Origin of the sequence: Rhodoglobus aureus (assembly GCF_039527955.1) — a bacterium.
Classification (GTDB): Bacteria; Actinomycetota; Actinomycetes; order Actinomycetales; family Microbacteriaceae; genus Rhodoglobus; species Rhodoglobus aureus.
On sequence record NZ_BAAAKW010000057.1, the window covers coordinates 1 to 18,515 of the forward strand.

Sequence of the window (18,515 nt, forward strand, 5' to 3'; positions counted from 1 at the left end):
CCGAAAAAGAGAACTGGGAGGCGATAACGTGAAATACAGAGGTCAAAAACGGCCCTCACGACTCGCCGGGCCTCCCAAAAACCCCTAAATCAGCAGCGTCCTAGGTCAGTACCATTCGGGTCAGTACCGCTCAGGTTCAGGCGCGAGCTGGAACCGTCGACCGGTGATCTCGGTGGGCTTAATCTCTACCCAGACGTATTTGAGAGTGGGGATTAGCGGGTGTAACGGCAACGCATTGGCGGCGTCGATCTCATTTTGAGATTCGATCGCGCGTGCTGTTCCCTTGACCACCACGCTCCACGCAGAGTGGGCGCCCACGGAGTCTGTCTCCAGTGCGACCTTGTCGTTGATGGTGAGTTTCAAGAGCTTGGTGCCTTGCGCAGTGCGCAGCAGGAGTCGTTTGTCGACCGCGATGAAGTTCACGGGATAGATCTCTGGCTCACCTTGAAAGCTGACCGCTATCCGGCCCAAGCTGGCGGTGCGCAGCAACTCCCAGCAGGTCTCTTGATCTAACTCTTCAACGGGATCATTTAGATTCTCGCTCATGGGGGTCAACCTTCCGTGGGGTAATTCTCCCACGGTGCCGGACTCTGTGCTAGCCCTCTAGCGGATACTGGGAGGTGGCTCCTATTCGGACTCCCCGTCTCCACCTTCCCAAATGGAACTCATCTCCTGGAACGTGCGCTGCATGATTCGCAACATCGCGGACTGTGCGTCTTCAGGGTTGCCTCGTTGAATGGCGCTGGCGACGTCGACATGAAACTGCAGCGCATCGACGTGTGGATGCGTCGGCATGAGTCCGTAGTGAGTACGCCCAGCGAGCACTTCGCTCACGAGTGTGTGCAGTTTGCCGAACATCTCGTTACCGGAGTTAGTGAGCACGAGCCTATGAAACTCGATGTCCAGCTGAAGGAAACGTTCATGGTCGCCTTCTTGTCCGGCTGCCCATAGTTTGCCAGCGAGTCCCATTAGTTCGCTCGCGCCGGTGAGCGGCGCGCGGATGGCGGCAAGACGGGCGGCTTCTGGCTCGACGGCAGTCCGCAGTTCGGTTAGGGAGCGCAGTTGTGCGATGCGACCGGGCGAGGCGAGGCGCCACCTGATCAGCTGTGGGTCGTACAGATTCCATTCGGATTGCGGCAACACCTTTACTCCGACGCGGCGTCGCGACGAGATCATGCCCATTGAGGCGAGCACCCTAAGGGCCTCCCTTATGACGGAGCGTGAGACGTCATAGCGCTGTTCGAGTTCGTCGGTTCGCACGATCGTGCCGGCGGGCAGGCCTCCTGAGCACAGCGTTAGGCCGAGCCGGTCGAGGACGTGGGCATGTAGGCCCAGTAGGCGTGACGAAGGTTCGTTGCTGGGGGCAAGGAACGCATAATCGTCATTAATCATGAGTTCATCATATCGCTTTGCAACATTACTTGAATAAGTATGACATTAGTTGCTAGGCTGCCCGAATTGAGATGATGTAGCCATCGATGACTGCGTTAGCTCGGTGTGCAGAGAAGCGCACCATCACCAAGACACAGAGGAAGTCGTAATGAAGCGATCTGTAATCCGAACCACCGGGATTGTGACAGCAGCCCTACTCCTAGGAAGTGGGCTCGCAGCCTGCAGCCCTGGGGCAGGCGGAGAGTCCGAAACGTTGCGCGTCACGCTCGTGAACCACGTATGGACCGACATCATCAAGGACAAGATTCCGGAGTTCGAGAAGGAAACTGGAATCAAGGTCGAGGTCGCGCAATTCGGCGAAGACCAGCTATCGGACCAGTACAACGTCAAGCTCAATGCAGGTACCGACGAGATCGACGTAATGATGTATCGCCCTCTTCAAGAGGGCAAGCTCTTTGCAAAGAACGGCTACTTTGCCGATCTGAGCGATAGCGTCACCGAAAATGCCGACTGGGATTGGTCCGATTACCAGGAAGGTCCCGTTGACTCGACAAGCTACGACGGCCAGGTAGTGGGCGTTCCGATCATCACCGAGCAAGAGGTGCTGTACTACCGCAAGGATCTCCTGAAGGCAGCAGGTCTCGAAGTGCCTACGACGATGGACGAGCTCCTCGCGGCGGCTGAACAGATCAAGAGCGAAAATCCAGGAGTAGCCGGATTCGTTGCCCGTACTGCGAAGTCGGCAGCGGTGACTCAGTTCTCCAGCTTCCTTTACAGCTACGGTGGCGACTTCATCGACGAGGATGGGAACGCTTCGATCGATACCCCGGAGGCCAAGGCGGCATTCGCCACCTACGGAAAACTCATCCGCGACTTCGGTCCGGAAAATGTCAGCACCGACGTGAGCTGGCCCGAGGCTATGGCCATCTTCACCCAGGGCAACGCTGCGTTCTACACGGAGGCGGACAGCCTGTACAAGAACGCGACAGACCCCACCAACTCCAAGGTCTCCGACACCGTCGGCTTCGCGCCTATCCCGGCCGGCCCCGCTGGTTCAAAGGCATACAACGTGCCCTCGTGGGCACTCGGTATCAATGAAGCTTCGCCCCAGCAGGACAACGCGTGGAAGTTCATCGAATGGGCTACCAGCCAAGAAATGACTCTTGAGATTCAGCAGGCAGGCGTCCCCGGTGCCCGGCAATCAGTGTGGGAGGATCCTTCGGGAGTCTCGACTTACCCGGCCGACCTTGCGGAGACCATCGCGATCGCCACGAAGAACGGTATCGGCCACGACCGTCCACTCGTCATCAAGGTGCCAGAAGCGCGGGAGATCGTCGGTGATCCGATCGTTGTCGCCATCACCGGTGGAGACTCAGATGCCGCAGCGGACGCCGCCAACAAGGCGTTCCAAGAGCTCTTGGACGACGAAAACAAATAAGCAGCGTTAGACGCTCGCGGTGGCCGGAGCCCTCAGGGTTTGCTCCGGCCACCGCTTCGCTCTCCCCCGTTCACACACACGTACATTCAAGGAGGTATCGATGGCCGCGACTACAGGTGTTCGCACATCGCCCCGGAAGACTTACTCCGACTGGGCTAATCGCCACCGCAAGTGGCTGTTCGCTTCGCCAGCAATAATCCTCGTCGGCCTGCTCATCACTATCCCCTTGGTCTGGACGATCTACCTCAGCCTCACGAACTCCGAGGGCTCGGTGCGCTCAGACCACCAGTTCATCGGTTTCGATAACTACGCGGAGGTCTTCGCGGACGTCGACCGGTTTTGGCCTGCGGTCGTGCGTACATTCATCTTCACGGGGGGTGTGCTCATTATCGAGCTGGTTCTCGGTATGGCCATTGCTCTACTCCTCCGACGACCGTTCCGTGGGGAACGGTGGGTGCGAGTTGCCATCCTGTTGCCTCTGGTAGCTACACCTGTCGCCATCGGTATGATGTGGAAACTCATCTTCGATCCCAATATTGGCTTCGCCAACCAGGCCCTTGGTTTCTTCGGTATCGCCCCGCAGCCGTGGCTGTCTGGTGAGTTCACGGCATTGCCGACGTTGATGTTCGTCGACATCTGGCAGTGGACCCCTATGGTCGTTCTCATCCTGCTCGCGGGGCTCACCTCTCTCTCCGAGGAGCCTGACGAGGCGGCCCGTATCGACGGAGCAAGCGCAGCACAACGCTTTTGGTTCGTCACGCTGCCGCTGATGCGGACGACCGTCATCGTTGCCATTTTGCTGCGCAGCATTGACGCACTCAAGACCTTCGACATCCTGTACGCCACAAAAGGCAAGGGAGGCGGGTCATTTAACGAGGTCGAAACCCTCAACATTTATGCCTACGGCCTCAGCTTCGACTACAACGACTACGGTGTCGCGTCCGCAGTGCTCATCATCTTCTTCCTGCTGATCATCGCGATCATGTGGCTAATCACATTCAAGAGAAAGGAGAAGGTGTCGAAATGACCTCTACACTGACTCCCGCAGCGACCATCCCCACCGTACCGAAGGCGCGTCGGCGTAAGCCGCTTGCCACTCGCGCGTACAGCTGGTTCCGTGCCATTGCACTCGTGATCATCGTGCTCGCTTTCGTTCTGCCACTGTTCTGGATGCTGCTTTCCGCGTTCAAGACCAATGTTGATATTTATGACGTCAGCAAGTCGCTTCTGTTCACTCCCACTCTTGAGAACTTCGACAACGTGCTTGGGCGCGACAACTACTTCGAGTTCATCTTCAACAGTGCGTGGATTGCCTTCGCCTCGACGGCGCTATCGCTGCTCGTGGGAGTTCCCGCCGCCTACGTGATGAGTCGCTTCGGAATGCACCGCTCCGCCGGGATCGTTTTGCTCGCCCGAATCATTCCTGGCGTCAGTCTGCTTGTGCCGTGGTACTTCATCTTCGCGAACTTGCGCATGGTGGGCGACTACAGCGTGCTAATCCTGTCGCACATGTTCGTCGCGCTGCCGCTAATCGTGTACATAATGATGTCGTTCTTCGATTCGTTGCCTGAAGATCTCGAGGAGTCGGCGCAGGTCGATGGCCTTACGCCAATCGGCGCTTTCCTTAAGATCACTCTGCCGCTCTCCACGCCAGGGATCGCGACCGCAGGAATCCTCTCGATCATCTTCTCGTGGAACAACTTTATGTTCGCGCTTGTGCTCTCCGGCGCCAACACGAAAACCCTCCCTGTGGCAATCTTCAACTTCGTGTCGTACGCGAGTATCGACTGGGGCGGACTCATGGCCGCAGCGGTCGTAGTGACCGTGCCGATCATGGTCATCGCGTTGTTTACTCAGAAGTACATAGTCTCCGGCCTCACCGCCGGGGCTACGAAGGGTTGATGCCTCGTGCTAATCGAACGCGCTGAAGTAATCGTTACTAGCCCCGACCGCAACTTCGTCACCTTCAAATTGACAACCGACTCTGGGTTGACGGGGCTAGGCGATGCGACTCTCAACGGCCGTGAAATGGCCGTCGTCAGCTACCTGAGCGAGCATGTCGTGCCGCTGCTGCTCGGCCGTGACGCGCACCGCATTGAAGACACCTGGCAGTTCCTGTATCGCAGTGCCTACTGGCGACGCGGGCCTGTAACGATGGCAGCGATCGCTGCCGTCGACGTCGCGCTGTGGGACATCAAGGCAAAGGCGGCGGGTATGCCGCTCTATCAACTGCTGGGGGGTGCCTCTCGTGCCGGCCTACTCGCCTACGGCCATGCGTCAGGCAAGTCGATGCCGGAGCTGTTCGACAGCGTGCGCGACTACCAAGAACAGGGTTACCAAGCGATCCGCATCCAGACGGGTGTGCCCGGACTGCGCGCCATCTACGGGATCGCCGGCAACGAGCCGCTCCCCGGCAATGAGGGGAAGCGTTACGACTATGAGCCAGCTCAGCGAGGTGCTTTTCCTGCAGAAGAAGACTGGGACACGCGCGCGTACCTGACGCATCTGCCCACGGTGTTCGAGGCGGTTCGAAACGAGTTCGGCCCGGAGGTGCCGCTGCTGCACGACGGCCACCACCGTATGACGCCGATTCAGGCGGCGAGACTCGGAAAATCGTTGGAGCCCTACGACTTGTTCTGGTTGGAAGACTGCACGCCCGCCGAGAACCAGGAGGCATTGCGACTTGTACGGCAGCACACGACGACGCCACTCGCCATCGGCGAGATCTTCAACTCCGTGTACGACTACCAGCAAATCATTCGGGAGCAGCTCATTGACTACGTTCGCAGCGCTGTCACTCACACCGGTGGAATCTCGCACCTCAAGAAGATTCTCGATTTTGCTGCCCAGTATCAGATCAAGTCGGGCATGCACGGCCCGACAGATATCTCGCCAGTCGGTATGGCGGCGGCGATGCACCTCGGTCTAGCAATCCACAACTTCGGAATCCAGGAGTACATGAAGCACGGTGAGAGGACCAACGCCGTGTTCGAGCAGTCGTATACCTGGAAGAACGGGCTGCTGCACCCTGGTGATAAGCCCGGCATCGGCGTTGAGCTCAACGTCGACGAGGCGGGCAAGTACCCCTACGAACAGGCCTACCTTCCCTACAATCGTCTCGCAGACGGGACGGTTCACGACTGGTGAGCGACCGCACCCGGGCTGTTCCGCCCCTAATTGTGATGCTCGGCGTCTCGGGTTCCGGTAAAACTACAATCGGGGCGCTTATCGCCGATCAATTGGGGGTCCCGTTCACTGACGCCGACTCCCTTCACCCTGCTGTCAATGTGGCAAAGATGGCATCAGGAATCCCCCTCGACGACGGGGATCGTTGGCCATGGCTCGCACTAGTGGGAGAGGAACTGGCCTGTGCCGCTCGCAGCGGAACAGGCCTCGTAATGGCGTGCTCGGCGCTCACGCGAGCGTACCGGGACGCGATCAGGGCGAAGGCTCCAGAACTGCGCTTCGTTCATCTCAGTGGCGACCGCGAGGTGCTTGCGCAGCGCACGACCGGCCGCAGCGGACATTTCATGCCGGCGAGCCTGCTGGACTCCCAGCTCGCCACTCTGGAGCAGCTGCAGCCGGACGAGCAGGGAATCGTCGTCGACGTCGCGCCACCCGTCGCCGAGGTCGTTGCCAATGCCGTTGACCGCATTCACCGGACGCCGTGATGCGGGCCGACCTCCGGACAGACTCCTAACGTCCGCTGGTCCGGGCTATAGCGAGGTGTAATTTTTCGTAGACCGCGGGCTACTCGGCCCAGCTCTTTGCGCGGCTCGCTTTGTTGCACTAGGTCATCGCGTTCGCTGACGCCGACGCTACTGACGCAAAGCAAACGCTGTACTGTGATGACCTGTGGCACTGCCATGGGCCATCACCTTTTTGGCTGAAAGTACGAACCCCCGAATAACCGTGTAAACTCGGCCACTGAACTTCGGCGAGGGAACTTTCGAGTTCCGTTATCGACGCGGCGGGCAAGTCACAGGGCTTTTCCTCACGTGGCAGACGATCAGTCTGCCGGCGTTCGAGTTGAACTACAGACAACGATCTGGGTGTTGCGCCCACTCACGGACCACTGGTCCATAAGGAGACAACAATGGCTAAAGACGTCAACCACGTCGTCACGGATTCCCGCGATTCCTTCGGCAAGGGTGCTGCCCGCAAGCTTCGCGCTGCAGGCAAGATTCCCGCTGTGATCTACGGTCACGGCACCGACCCCATCCACGTTGCCCTTCCGGGGCACGAGATCGGGCTCATCCTGCGCAAGTCGAACCAGATTTTGGACCTCGACATCAATGGCAAGAGCCAGCTCGCTCTCGTCAAGGACGTGCAGAAGGACCCAGTTCGCCAGATCATCGAGCACATCGACCTCGTTGTCATCCGCAAGGGTGAAAAGGTCATCGTTGATGTACCAATTCACCTCGTTGGTGAGTCGGCTCCCGGTACCATCGCCAACCTTGATGCACCGACCGTCTCCGTTGAGGCTGAAGCAACTCACATTCCTGAGTACTTCACCGTCGACATCGAGGGCCGCGAAGAGGGCGAGCACATCTACGCCAAGGACGTCACCCTCATCACCGGTTCAGTTCTTCTCTCCGACCCCGAGCTTCTCGTTGTTGGCCTCAGCACCCCGCGTTCATCGGTCGAGGCTGAAGCTGCTGAAGAAGAGGCCGCAGCGGTTGCTGCAGAGGCTGCTACGCCTGAGGCTGCTGAATAATCCGATTCTTTCGCAAGCGAGAAATCGTGGATGACCAATGGTTAGTAGTCGGGCTCGGTAACCCTGGGCCCGGCTACGCCGGTAATCGCCACAATGTGGGCCACATGGTGTTGGCCCATTTAGCAGACGAAATTTCTGCCACGTTCAAGAACCACAAAGCCAACGCTGCGGTCGCTGAAGGCCGCAGCTTTGGTGACGGGCCCAAGCTCATTTTGGCTAAACCCAATTCCTTCATGAATCTTTCGGGTGGTCCCGTAGCCGCGCTTATGCGCTTCTACAAGATCCCCGTCGAACGGCTCATTGTCGTTCACGACGAGCTCGACATCGATTTCGATGCCGTGAAGCTCAAGACCGGTGGCGGTCACGGCGGTCACAACGGCATCCGCGATATCGCTGCTGCTGTCGGCTCGCCAGACTTTACCCGCGTGCGTGTGGGCATCGGCCGCCCTCCCGGTCGTCAACCGGCCGCTGACTTTGTCTTGCGCGACTTCTCGAGCGACGAACGTAGCGTGCTGCCCAACCTTCTTGGCGACGCAGCGGATGCCGTTGCCCTAGTAGCGAGCGATGGCCTCGAAGCGGCCCAGCTGCGCTTCCACAGTCCACGCAAGTAGGCCATGCAAGAAGCACTCGCAGTTTGCTGCGCTGTGGGAGAACTCGCACCGTGCTGTCGGTAGCCGCGAGTAGACTCCACCGGTGACTCTCGACGGACTTATCTCAGCGCTTTCGCGCTCCCAAACTGTAGAGAACGCGCTGCGATTCTCGAAGCAGAGTGCAGACTTCTCCCTCGTTGAAGGCTTAAGGGCGCCGCTATTGGGCGGGCTGCTCACCCAATCTAACGAACCGCGTTCGCTGCTTGCCATCACGGCGACGGGTCGCGAATCCGAGTCGCTGCGTCGCTCACTCACGAGTTATCTTCCTGGCGCTCAGATTGTCGAGTTTCCGGCCTGGGAGACGCTCCCGCACGAACGCTTGAGTCCCAGCGCAGAAACTGTGGGCAAGCGGATGCAGGCCCTGCGCGATCTTGCGCGCTGGCAGGAGAACCCTGTCGGCCAGTTCGTTCTGGTCGCATCCGTTCGGGCCGCACTCCAGCCCATCGCCGACAACCTCACAGCGATTGAGCCCATCGAGCTGACCGCCGGCGCCCGAAACTACGATCTTTCGGCGCTCTCTGAGCGACTAGTCGCGTTGGCATATTCCCGAGTCGACATGGTTACCCGGCGCGGAGAGTTCGCTGTGCGCGGCGGAATCCTTGACGTGTTTGCGCCCAACCACGAGCATCCGCTGCGGCTCGAATTCTTTGGCGACGAGCTTGAACAATTGCGGGAGTTCTCGGTTGCCGACCAGCGTTCGATCGACGGCGAGATTCTATCTGCCGAGCTTGTACCCAGCCGCGAAGTGCTGCTGAGCGAGTCTGTGCGCCAGCGTGCGCGCGAGATGCAACACGAGTTCCCGAGCCTGTCGACCATGCTCGCGAAGATCGCCGAAGGCATCCCCGTTGACGGCATGGAGTCGTTGGCGCCAGCCCTCGTTGACAAGCTTGTGCCTCTCACCCATTACCTCCCGGCGGATGCCGCCATCGCGGTGCTGTCGCCGGAGAAAGTCTCCTCTCGTGCCGTGAATCTGGCCGAAACGAACCGCGAGTTCCTCAGCGCAGCCTGGAATGCTGCAACGGCTGGGGCTGAAGCGCCCATCGATTTGGATGCGGGAGACTTTGTCACCCTCAACTCGCTTCGAGAGTCGGCTGGCTCCCGCCCGTGGTGGACCCTCAGCACCTTCGACTCGGGGGAGACGGATGCCGCCAGCCTGCTCGATTCTGCAGAAGAAGCATCCGAATATGTGCGCATTGATGCGGCCGGAGTTCCCTCGTTTGCCGGAACAGTAGATGGCGCTCTCGATCATGTTGCCCAGTTGCTCACTGACGGTTGGACGGTCGGGATCATCGCCGAGGGCAGTGGGCTCGTGGAGCGAACCGCCGACCTGCTGGCCGAGCGCGAACTGTCGGGGCGTGCCGTTGACTCGTTCCCGGCTGAGACTGAGCCGGGCGTGGCGTACCTGCTGCGGGCATCCGTAGATCATGGCTTTGCCGTTGACGGCATCAAACTTGCGGTTCTCAGCGAGGGCGAGTTCTTCGGTCGTTCTGTCGGCTATGCCTCTCGCCCGATGCGCAAGTTGGCGACGCGACGCAAGAACGTTGTCGATCCGATTCAGCTCAAGAGCGGCGACTTTGTGGTGCACCACACCCACGGCATCGGCAAGTTCCTTGAACTGGTGACGCGTGAGGTGAGCACCGGCGGGCGCAATGCAGTCAAGACTCAGCGCGAGTTTTTGGTGCTCGAGTATGCGCCAAACAAGCGCGGGTACCCCGGCGACAAACTATATGTACCGACCGACCAGCTCGACCTGCTCTCGCGTTATGTCGGTGGCGAAGCGCCAACGCTCAACAAGATGGGTGGCAGCGATTGGTCGGCCGCCAAAACTAAAGCGCGCAAGGCTGTTCGCGACATTGCTGTCGAACTGGTGAAGCTCTATAGCGCGCGCATGGCTAGCAAGGGTTTCGCCTTCGGGGCAGATACGCCCTGGCAGCGTGAGCTCGAAGAAGCGTTTGCTTTTGCCGAAACCCCCGACCAGCTGACCACGATCGATGAGGTCAAGGCCGATATGCAGAGCCCGGTTCCGATGGACCGGCTGCTGAGCGGGGACGTGGGCTACGGCAAGACCGAGGTGGCCGTTCGCGCCGCGTTCAAGGCTGTTCAAGATGGCAAGCAGGTGGCGATGATTGTGCCGACCACACTGCTCGTGCGTCAACACATGGAAACTTTCGCCGACCGCTTCGCTGGATTCCCGGTGCATTTGCGGGCGCTGAGCCGCTTCCAAAGCGACAAAGAATCTCGCGAGACTCTCGCCGGCCTCACCGATGGAACCGTGGATGTCGTGATCGGCACCCACAGACTCCTCTCGAAGAACATCGCTTTCAAAGATCTCGGACTCGTGATAATCGATGAAGAGCAGCGCTTCGGCGTCGAGCACAAAGATTCCCTCAAGAAGCTCAAGACCAACGTTGACATCTTGGCAATGACGGCGACCCCGATTCCTCGAACCCTCGAGATGGCGGTCACGGGCATCCGCGAGATGTCGACACTGGCAACACCGCCAGAAGACCGGCACCCCATCCTGAGCTTCGTTGGGCCGTACTCTGAGCGCCAGGTTTCTGCAGCGATTCGTCGCGAACTTCTGCGTGAAGGCCAGATCTTCTATGTTCACAACCGGGTGAGTTCCATCAACCGGGTCGCGGCAAAACTTGCCGAGTTGGTTCCGGATGCTCGCATCGCTGTTGCACACGGGCAGTTGCCTGAGGCGGTACTCGAGCAAGTGATGGTCGACTTCTGGGAGCGCAAGTTTGATGTGCTGGTGTCGACAACCATCATCGAAACCGGGCTCGACATTGCTAACGCCAACACCCTGATCATCGACCGCGCAGACAAGTACGGGCTCAGTCAGCTTCACCAGTTGCGCGGACGCGTCGGTCGTGGCCGCGAACGCGCCTACGCCTACTTCCTCTACGACGAAGAAAAGCCACTGAGCGAAACCGCCCACGAACGCCTCGACACCATCGCAGCCAACAACGAGCTCGGTGCGGGAATGCAGATTGCACTCAAGGACCTCGAAATTCGTGGCGCCGGAAACTTGCTCGGAGGCGAGCAGTCCGGTCACATCGCTGGTGTCGGCTTCGACCTCTACTTGCGGATGATCGGCGAAGCCGTCTCCGCGTTCCGTGGAGACGTTGCCGAGGGCCAAACCGAGCTGCGCCTTGAGCTGCCGGTAGACGCCAACATTCCCGAAGACTATGTGGAAAGCGAGCGACTGCGACTCGAGGCATATCAGAAGCTTTCGACGGCCAGCGCACCGGCGGCATCCGCAGACAGCATTGATCGTGTGCTTGAAGAACTGAGCGACCGCTATGGCGAACCGCCAGAGCAAGTGCAGCACCTCATCGCAGTATCTCGACTGCGTCGTATGGCGCAAAAAGCGAGCCTCAGTGAGGTGGTGGTCATGGGCGACAAGCTTCGTGTCGCGCCGGCCAGCCTGCTCGACTCGAAACAGGTTCGACTGCAGCGCATGTATCCGGGATCGAAGTATCACTCTGCAGCGTCAGCCGCGATCATCCCACTTCCGACAGGCGCCAGCGATGGGCAGCTCATCGAGTGGACCAAAGACCTACTGATGTCGATCTTTGGTGCAAAAGACACGGCGGCCGAGCTCGCTGAGATTGTTTCCGCTGAGAAAGTGGCCGCAGACGAAGCCGCGGCAACTGAGGCGGCTGCAGCGAAGGCAGCGGCGGCTAGCGCTAAGGGCGCCGAGAAGTCTTAGCTTTCGGTGGGAGCGGCCGCTGATACTTCGCTGTCAGCGGCGGCAGCGGCAGCATCAGCGGCGCCAGCAGTGTCAGCAGTGTCAGGCGCGGCGACAGCGGCGGCGTCAGGCACGGCGGCAGTGTAAGGCGTGGCAACATCCGGCGCAGTGGTCTCTGGCACAGCAGGCGCCTGCTTCGGCGGGAACGCGAGCGGGTTGAGCCGTCCGTCGATGCGGTGCACACGTCCGACTGCCATGGGGATCACCACAAGCGATCGCAGGTCGAGCACAGCGTGGGCGATGATCGCAACGAGAATGCTGCCACTCAGCACGTACAGCCCCATGAAGAGCGCACCGATCACCGTAGTGATGACGATGCCGACAACCCCCTGATAGGAGTGCATGAGGCCAAACAGCAACAGACTGCCCACGATGGAAACGACAGCATTGCCTGTGGTCGCAAACAGCAGCGCGGGCAGCGCCAGCCTGAAGAGTAGTTCTTCGACAACACCGGCGTTGATCGATAGCAGTCCACCGAGCACGAGCTCTTGGCGGTTGCGCGGAAGGATCGACTGAATGTCGCCAACGCTGATGATCTCGTCGCCCTCTTTGCGCACGGCTACAACGCCAACGATCGTGAGCGCAACAACGCCGATGATCATGCCGACGATAACGCCGGCCGTGACCGTTGGCCTGGCAGCGAGTGCGGAGAGTAGCCATGAAACCCAGGGCCATGCCTGCACCTCGGCCAACAGGGGAGCAGCGAAGCGGCCACTGGCCAGAAGCGTGACTGCCGTCATCCCGCCGAATAGTGACAGTGAAACGATCAGCCAGCGGCGCAACATGAGCTGGCGGCGCTTGGTGGTGCGAAATTTTTTGAATCGGCGATACTCGCGCTTATCCCGGCGAAAAGTGCGCAGAGCAAGTGCTGCAAGCACCCCGACGAGGGTGAGCCACAAGAGCTCGAGCATGACGGGATTGGTGGGGTCGAGCATCCACCAATGGTGTCATGCGATGGCGGGAATACCGGCTAGCAGCGACCCCACATGCCGAGCCCTGCCGTCTGGGTGTCGTCTTGGGCATCGCGCAGCGTGGGCCAGTAGCGGTCGTTGAGACCAATCTTGAGCGATGTAGCTGCGCCCAGTTCGATCATGGCGAGGTTCACGAAAGTTCCATCATCGAGATACAGGTAGAGCAGTGAGCGTCCGTACCGATCTTCGGGTTCGCGATCTTCGAGAGCCCACACCAGGGTGCTTTCGGGGAGAAAGTCTCTGAGGATTTCGCGCGCTTCTTCGCCGTAGCATTCACCAGCATTGGGATTCTGCCGGCTGTCGAGTTCGGGGGTGTCGATTCCGATGAGTCGCACCTTCAATTCGGCGCTCCCGTTATCAAGGTAGAGGGTGTCGCCATCGTGCACATAGTTGACGGTCGCCGCGAAAGCGTCAGAAGGGATCCCGGATGCGGTGCTCTCGCCCGCCGAATCACCCATGCCATCCTGGCCGTCTAAGGACGCGTCAGCGGATGTATCCGGTGGACTTGGTGATCCGCTTTCAGCTGGACCAAAGCCGGGCACCGAACCCCCGGAGTAGACGGCGACTGCGACTACTCCGACGAGCGCTACAGCGATAGCAGTGCCAAGAATGCGGGGGCGTTTGCGCTGGTCTACCACTCGATGATTCTCGCATGAGGCAGGGCCGCGATCGCTCGCTTAGCTAGGGCTGGGGCCGCCGTAATGTTGCCGGCAGCGCCGGTAGCGTGCCGTCAGCGAGCGGAACCGCTCGAGCCGAGGGCGTTCGCGGTAGTTTCGCCGAGTTGCCGTCCCCACAGCGAATGAACGCTGCGCCAGTTGAAGACGTCCTGCACAAAACTTCCGTCAGTCTCGAGATGGGGGAAGGGCGAATAGCTCACGCCTGTCATCGACTCTGCAAGGTCAATGGAGCCTCTATTGAGGCGGTGAATTTGCAAGGCGAGAATTCGCTGCACAAATCGCGGCATCGCTCTAAAGCGGTACATCGGCGGGATTGCGGCCACAACGACAGGGCATTCGGCGTTTGGCCCCTGCCGTACACGGGCAACCAGTTGGCGGAGCCGCGTCGACCATTCGGTGGCGGTCGTACCGAGAAGTACGTCAGGCGCCCCCAAGATGATGACGACAACATCAACATCGGTCGACGGGTTTTTTAGTTCGGCGACAGCCCGTGACATTGTGAGTTCGGCATTGGTGATGGTCGTCCATGAGCACCCTGTGTCGCGTTCTCGTGCCACGTAGCGTGCAGTTTGCGAGACGACGGCGAGACCGTGATTGAGAACGCCGTATCCGGATGCCGCAGCGTCTCCGATGAAAAGGATGCGGGCAGGGTTGGGCGCGATGACTTCGCCCTCTGGGGCATCGGTAGGGAAGAGCGCGCTGGCCGTATCGATGCGATACGCCAGCATGTTTACCCTGAGTAGCGGGCGAAATAGGCGAACGATTCCTCCCGTTGCTCGACGGTAGAGAGTGCCGGGCGGTGCCGCCCCGGGAAGGGCTGCGCCGGGCACGCTAGATGATGGTGTGTTCTTCGGGTCCACACGACACATAGTGGCCGAGGTGTTGCTCGCCCGACAGTAGGACATACCCAAACTCGGGACGTGATATTCCCTTATTTTTACGAGGGGAGGATGTGTGCCTGACCGCTCCTACGGCAAAACGCCGGTGGGCTTGAATGGCTCGGGGGCGCTAGCGTTCTCGACCGACCGAACTAACCGCTAGTGAGACATCTTTCCCCAGCTGCCTGCCCCACAGCGAGTGAATGGTGCGCCAACTCAACTGTTCCATGATGTATTCACCGTCTGCGCCGATCGGAGGAAAGTGCGAATAGCTGACCTTCGGGTGAGTGTCTGAAACTGATCGTGAGGCGCGGTTAAGCCGGTGGGTTTGAAGCATGAGGATGCGACGAACAAAGTCTGGCATGGGGCGAAACCGGTACATTGGCGGAATCGCGGCCAGCACAACGGGGCAATTGGCGTCGGGGGTTTTGCGCACTAGCTCGACCACGCGACTCAGGCTGGCCGCCCATTCATGGGCCGCAGTTCCTACCAACACGTCGGGGGGCCCAAGCAGCACGACTACGACATCAAACTTGATATCCATTGTGGCCCCGCCGAGTGCCTTTGCGCTGCGAATGGCTGTGAGCTCTGGATCGGTGATCGTCGTCCACGAGCATCCTCTGTTGTGGTCACTCGCCACGAAACGCGCGGTCTGCGAAACGACTGCGAGACCGTGGTTGAGCACTCCGTAGCCGGATACCGCGCAATCCCCAATGAAAAGCATTCTTATGGGATCGGCTCCGGGAACCTCGCCCGCAGCTGGTCCATCGGGAAAGAGGGCATTGGCCATTTCGGCGCGGTAGCCCAATAGGCTCACTTTGAGCAATGGCCGAAATAAGCGAACAAGAATGCCAGCAATTCGGCTCCCCGACTTTCGCGAGGGAAGTTTGCGTGGGGCGGCAGAAGGCTGTTTGTTCGTCGCTACCACTCTCATATGGTGTCTGATCCCGCTCGTGATCTTCGGCGCGACATCCCCAATCCCGTTCGTGATCTTCACTTATCTTTGAGGGTGGGAAGATGGTGCCATGACCGAGCCAGCAGCGTCCCACCCCGAACTCGAGAAACTGATCGGCACCCTAGAGCGACTGCGAGCGCCTGGTGGCTGTGCCTGGGATCGTGACCAGACCCACGAGTCGCTCGTGCAGTATCTCGTCGAGGAGACTTATGAGCTCGTCGAGGCGATTGAGGCTGGGGAGCCTGCCGACATGGTTGAGGAGCTCGGCGATGTGCTCTACCAGGTGCTTTTTCACTCCGATATCGCTGCCGAAGAGGGCCGTTTCACGCTTGAAGATGTCGCGGCGAACATGACCGCCAAAATGATTGGTCGTCACCCACACGTCTTTGGCGACACCACTGCAGAAACTGCCGACGATGTTATCGCGGTATGGGATGACCTCAAGAAGACCGAAAAACCGCATCGTACGAGCGTCGTAGACGGCATCCCGCAGGGGATGCCAGCACTCGCGCTCGCAGACAAGCTGCTGGGGCGTGCCCACAAGGTTGGACTCCTGGATGCCACAGCCCCGGGTGCGATCAACGTCACGGAAGAAGACGAACTTGGCCCGCTATTGCTAGCGATTGTGGCATCCGCGAAAGCTAATGGCCTTGATTCGGAGCGGGCTCTGCGCACGGCGGTGCGTGGCTTGAGCGACGAGATTCAGGCGCACGAGGCCGAATCAGCCGAGAGTCCAGCAGCAGAGGCTTAAGTGGTGGTGCCCTCCCTAACCCGAATAGAGAGGGCACCGGCGCGATACCAATAGATGAGACATGTGATCGCACGTCGATCATCTAATAAATGGCATCACGCGCTAGAGGATCGGTCGGATTACCCGGCCTACCGATCCAGCATTGGAGAAGCCCCTGGTGAGCGGGGATTCAAGTAGATGTGGTGCCATCAACAGCGTTGTGGCACAAGGAGAAATCGTAACCGTTACAGACTTGATAAGCAAACAACCGTTATGTTAATCACTATGGCTCGCAAACCCGACCCGACCCGCAAGCCAGCGCTGATTCAGCAAGCACTCGAATTTCTTGTTGATAAGCCGCTGTCAAGCCTCACCTTCCGTTCGCTGGCAAAAGCTCTCGACGTGAGCACTTTCACGCTCGTCTACCATTTCGGTACCCGTGCTGAACTCATCCGCGAGATCGTTCGAGCCAACGCGCGCGGCGTGAGCCCCGAAGAGGCCTCCGCTATGCCCGCTGGCACAGTAGAAGAGTACTTTTCGAGCCTGTATCTTTCTTGGCAATGGACGCAACTGCCTGAAAATTTGCACCGTCAGCGACTCGAGTTCGAAGCGGGATTGCTTGAAGCGGTGTGGCGCGACGAGTTCACCATCACTCGAAACTATTTTCAGCAATGGGTTGAGTTGGGCGCGACAGCGCTCGTTTCGTTCGGTGTTGAGCCGAAGCAAGCTGAAATCGAGTCAAGACTGCTCATTAATACGTTCCACGGCGTGCAGTTCGATCTTGTAATGAATCAGGATCTCGAAGCCTCGCGTGCGGTGTTCGAAACTGCAGTGAAGCATCACCGCAGTCGCATCGAGGTTCTCCTCGCCGAAGCTGCAAACTAGCCGCGACACCGTGCTGCGGGCGAGAGATTCTGCCGCATGCGAGAGAATAGGAATCATGGCGTCAACTGTTAATCCTCCTCGCGGCATGCGAGACTTCCTCCCCGCAGACAAGACCCGCCGTGAGCGGGTTCTCGGTGTGATTCGGGGCAGCTATCGCGCACACGGTTTCGACGAAATCGAAACCCCGGTGATGGAAGACAGCTCCCGACTTCATGCTGGTTTGGGCGGCGACAACGAGAAGCTCGCCTTTGCTGTGATGAAGCGCGGGCTCACCACTGACAAGGTGCAGGCAGCATCCGAAGCGCTCGATCTTGCCGATCTGGGTTTGCGCTTCGACCTCACGGTGCCGCTCGCTCGCTTCTATGCCACTCACCGGGCTGAACTGCCCAAGGTTTTTCGTGCGATTCAGATCGCACCAGTCTGGCGAGCAGAGCGGCCGCAGAAGGGTCGCTACCGCCAGTTTGTGCAGTGCGACATCGACATCATGGGCGAGTCTGGTGTGAGTGCCGAGATCGAACTAATCACCGCAACTGCCGCAACACTCGACGCGCTCGGAATTGATGGGTGCAGCATTCGTGTCAATGACCGTCGCCTTCTTACGAGCGCGCTCACCGTGCTCGGGTTCCCGACAAAGGAGCACGAGTCTGTGCTGATCACTGTCGACAAGCTCGACAAACTCGGTGCGGATGGCGTGGTTGCCGAACTGCGCGAGCGTGCGTTCCCTGATGCCCCGGTCGCAGCGCTCGCGGAGTTCCTGCGGCGCCCCCAGCCTGAAACCAAGCCTGAGTTCACGGAGGATGCCATCCGCGCGGCCCTGCCCGCCGGCGTCAACGAGGCCGTAATTGCTGAACTTGCGACGATCGGTCACGCCGTTGAGGCCGGTCGCGGCACCTCCGGCGCGCTCATCGAGTTTGACCCGTGGTTGGTGCGCGGCATGGGCTACTACACGGGAGCAATCTTTGAGGTGGCGCACCCCTCTCTCGGCTATTCGCTTGGCGGTGGTGGTCGCTACGACGGAATGATCGGTCGCTTCCTGGGCAGCGATGTTCCGGCCGTCGGGTTCTCGCTCGGCTTCGAGCGACTTGTCGATCTTGTTGAGTTGGATGATGCTGCCAGCGACGATCAGGTGGCTCTCGTCTACGACACCGACGCTGACCCAGCGATCCTCGTGCGCCTGCAGGCCGAACTCATTCGAGAAGGAAAGCGGGTGCGACTTGAGGTGCGTCCACGCAAGTTACCGCAGTTGCTTGATCAGTTGCGGGATGCCGGTTTCACCAGTTTCGCTGCAGTCCGTGCGGATTCCGACAGCGTTGCTAGTCTCGAATTCAAGCCGCTTGACGGGCAGTAGTTAGCGGACAGTAGCTAGGAGACCGCTGATTAATTTGGTGGTCGATTTGGCGTTTTAAGGCGCGCCTTCCCAGTATTTTCGGGGGCTGATTAAGACTTAATTCATGCAGGGTTGTGA

The 18,515-nt window shown here is 59.6% G+C and carries 17 protein-coding genes; 11 read left to right on the forward strand and 6 right to left on the reverse strand.

The genetic code is table 11. The features are described 5' to 3' along the window. Positions 1-120: 120 nt before the first annotated feature. Positions 121-546: a pyridoxamine 5'-phosphate oxidase family protein gene (locus tag ABD112_RS12010; RefSeq protein WP_343926166.1), complete on the reverse strand. Its 426-nt coding sequence runs from the start codon at positions 544-546 to the stop codon at positions 121-123. 81 nt (positions 547-627) lie between these two features. After that, a complete protein-coding gene (locus ABD112_RS12015; RefSeq protein WP_343926167.1) occupies positions 628-1,392 on the reverse strand; it encodes a FadR/GntR family transcriptional regulator in 765 nt (254 codons plus the stop codon). A 148-nt stretch (positions 1,393-1,540) separates the two neighbouring features. Between ABD112_RS12015 and ABD112_RS12020 the strand changes: the two genes are divergently transcribed. The 8 genes from ABD112_RS12020 to mfd all read left to right on the forward strand — a co-directional run bounded on the left by ABD112_RS12020 (position 1,541) and on the right by mfd (position 11,915). Continuing rightward, positions 1,541-2,830, forward strand: a complete 1,290-nt coding sequence (locus ABD112_RS12020) for an ABC transporter substrate-binding protein (protein WP_343926169.1) — start codon at positions 1,541-1,543, stop codon at positions 2,828-2,830. Between the two features lie 100 nt (positions 2,831-2,930). Next, positions 2,931-3,857, forward strand: a complete 927-nt coding sequence (locus ABD112_RS12025) for a carbohydrate ABC transporter permease (RefSeq protein ID WP_343926171.1) — start codon at positions 2,931-2,933, stop codon at positions 3,855-3,857. Then, positions 3,854-4,732, forward strand: a complete 879-nt coding sequence (locus ABD112_RS12030; protein WP_343926173.1) for a carbohydrate ABC transporter permease — start codon at positions 3,854-3,856, stop codon at positions 4,730-4,732. The genes ABD112_RS12025 and ABD112_RS12030 overlap by 4 nt, the downstream gene beginning before the upstream one ends. 6 nt (positions 4,733-4,738) lie before the next feature. Next, the gene (gene manD, locus ABD112_RS12035) at positions 4,739-5,977 is read left to right on the forward strand and encodes a D-mannonate dehydratase ManD (protein ID WP_343926175.1); all 1,239 of its coding nucleotides are present in this window, start codon (positions 4,739-4,741) and stop codon (positions 5,975-5,977) included. Then, positions 5,974-6,501, forward strand: a complete 528-nt coding sequence (locus ABD112_RS12040; protein WP_343926177.1) for a gluconokinase — start codon at positions 5,974-5,976, stop codon at positions 6,499-6,501. The genes manD and ABD112_RS12040 overlap by 4 nt, the downstream gene beginning before the upstream one ends. Before the next feature lie 425 nt (positions 6,502-6,926). Further along, the gene (locus ABD112_RS12045) at positions 6,927-7,547 is read left to right on the forward strand and encodes a 50S ribosomal protein L25/general stress protein Ctc (protein ID WP_343926179.1); all 621 of its coding nucleotides are present in this window, start codon (positions 6,927-6,929) and stop codon (positions 7,545-7,547) included. A 26-nt stretch (positions 7,548-7,573) separates the two neighbouring features. Beyond that, positions 7,574-8,158, forward strand: a complete 585-nt coding sequence (pth, locus tag ABD112_RS12050) for an aminoacyl-tRNA hydrolase (protein WP_343926181.1) — start codon at positions 7,574-7,576, stop codon at positions 8,156-8,158. Between the two features lie 82 nt (positions 8,159-8,240). Further along, the gene (gene mfd, locus ABD112_RS12055; RefSeq protein WP_343926183.1) at positions 8,241-11,915 is read left to right on the forward strand and encodes a transcription-repair coupling factor; all 3,675 of its coding nucleotides are present in this window, start codon (positions 8,241-8,243) and stop codon (positions 11,913-11,915) included. On the opposite strand, the gene ABD112_RS12060 is transcribed toward mfd, so the two are convergent. The 4 genes from ABD112_RS12060 to ABD112_RS12075 form a co-directional block, all read right to left on the reverse strand. Continuing rightward, complete coding sequence (locus tag ABD112_RS12060; protein WP_343926185.1) at positions 11,912-12,889, reverse strand: CPBP family intramembrane glutamic endopeptidase; 978 nt, start codon at positions 12,887-12,889, stop codon at positions 11,912-11,914. The genes mfd and ABD112_RS12060 overlap by 4 nt on opposite strands. A gap of 35 nt (positions 12,890-12,924) precedes the next feature. Next, a complete protein-coding gene (locus ABD112_RS12065) occupies positions 12,925-13,563 on the reverse strand; it encodes a thermonuclease family protein (protein ID WP_343926187.1) in 639 nt (212 codons plus the stop codon). 92 nt (positions 13,564-13,655) lie between these two features. After that, on the reverse strand, positions 13,656-14,462 hold the full coding sequence (locus ABD112_RS12070; RefSeq protein WP_343926188.1) for an SGNH/GDSL hydrolase family protein: 807 nt from the start codon (positions 14,460-14,462) through the stop codon (positions 13,656-13,658). A 148-nt stretch (positions 14,463-14,610) separates the two neighbouring features. Next, on the reverse strand, positions 14,611-15,270 hold the full coding sequence (locus ABD112_RS12075) for an SGNH/GDSL hydrolase family protein (protein WP_343926190.1): 660 nt from the start codon (positions 15,268-15,270) through the stop codon (positions 14,611-14,613). 235 nt (positions 15,271-15,505) lie between these two features. Here ABD112_RS12075 and mazG point away from each other — a divergent pair, with 235 nt between their 5' ends. From mazG to hisS, 3 genes are all read left to right on the forward strand, one after another. Continuing rightward, a complete protein-coding gene (mazG, locus tag ABD112_RS12080; protein ID WP_343926191.1) occupies positions 15,506-16,186 on the forward strand; it encodes a nucleoside triphosphate pyrophosphohydrolase in 681 nt (226 codons plus the stop codon). 264 nt (positions 16,187-16,450) lie between these two features. Then, positions 16,451-17,050, forward strand: coding sequence for a TetR family transcriptional regulator (locus tag ABD112_RS12085; protein WP_343926192.1), 600 nt, complete (start codon positions 16,451-16,453; stop codon positions 17,048-17,050). A 55-nt stretch (positions 17,051-17,105) separates the two neighbouring features. Then, the gene (hisS, locus tag ABD112_RS12090) at positions 17,106-18,398 is read left to right on the forward strand and encodes a histidine--tRNA ligase (protein ID WP_343926194.1); all 1,293 of its coding nucleotides are present in this window, start codon (positions 17,106-17,108) and stop codon (positions 18,396-18,398) included. Positions 18,399-18,515 lie beyond the last annotated feature (117 nt).

Coding starts and splice junctions, on each gene's coding strand:
- hisS (WP_343926194.1), top strand. CDS start 17,106: ATGGCGTCAACTGTTAATCCTCCTCGCGGCATGCGAGACTTCCTCCCC.
- ABD112_RS12025 (WP_343926171.1), top strand. CDS start 2,931: ATGGCCGCGACTACAGGTGTTCGCACATCGCCCCGGAAGACTTACTCC.
- mazG (WP_343926191.1), top strand. CDS start 15,506: ATGACCGAGCCAGCAGCGTCCCACCCCGAACTCGAGAAACTGATCGGC.
- ABD112_RS12085 (WP_343926192.1), top strand. CDS start 16,451: ATGGCTCGCAAACCCGACCCGACCCGCAAGCCAGCGCTGATTCAGCAA.
- ABD112_RS12075 (WP_343926190.1), bottom strand. CDS start 15,270: ATGGCCAATGCCCTCTTTCCCGATGGACCAGCTGCGGGCGAGGTTCCC.
- ABD112_RS12015 (WP_343926167.1), bottom strand. CDS start 1,392: ATGATTAATGACGATTATGCGTTCCTTGCCCCCAGCAACGAACCTTCG.
- ABD112_RS12030 (WP_343926173.1), top strand. CDS start 3,854: ATGACCTCTACACTGACTCCCGCAGCGACCATCCCCACCGTACCGAAG.
- ABD112_RS12045 (WP_343926179.1), top strand. CDS start 6,927: ATGGCTAAAGACGTCAACCACGTCGTCACGGATTCCCGCGATTCCTTC.
- ABD112_RS12060 (WP_343926185.1), bottom strand. CDS start 12,889: ATGCTCGACCCCACCAATCCCGTCATGCTCGAGCTCTTGTGGCTCACC.
- ABD112_RS12010 (WP_343926166.1), bottom strand. CDS start 546: ATGAGCGAGAATCTAAATGATCCCGTTGAAGAGTTAGATCAAGAGACC.
- ABD112_RS12020 (WP_343926169.1), top strand. CDS start 1,541: ATGAAGCGATCTGTAATCCGAACCACCGGGATTGTGACAGCAGCCCTA.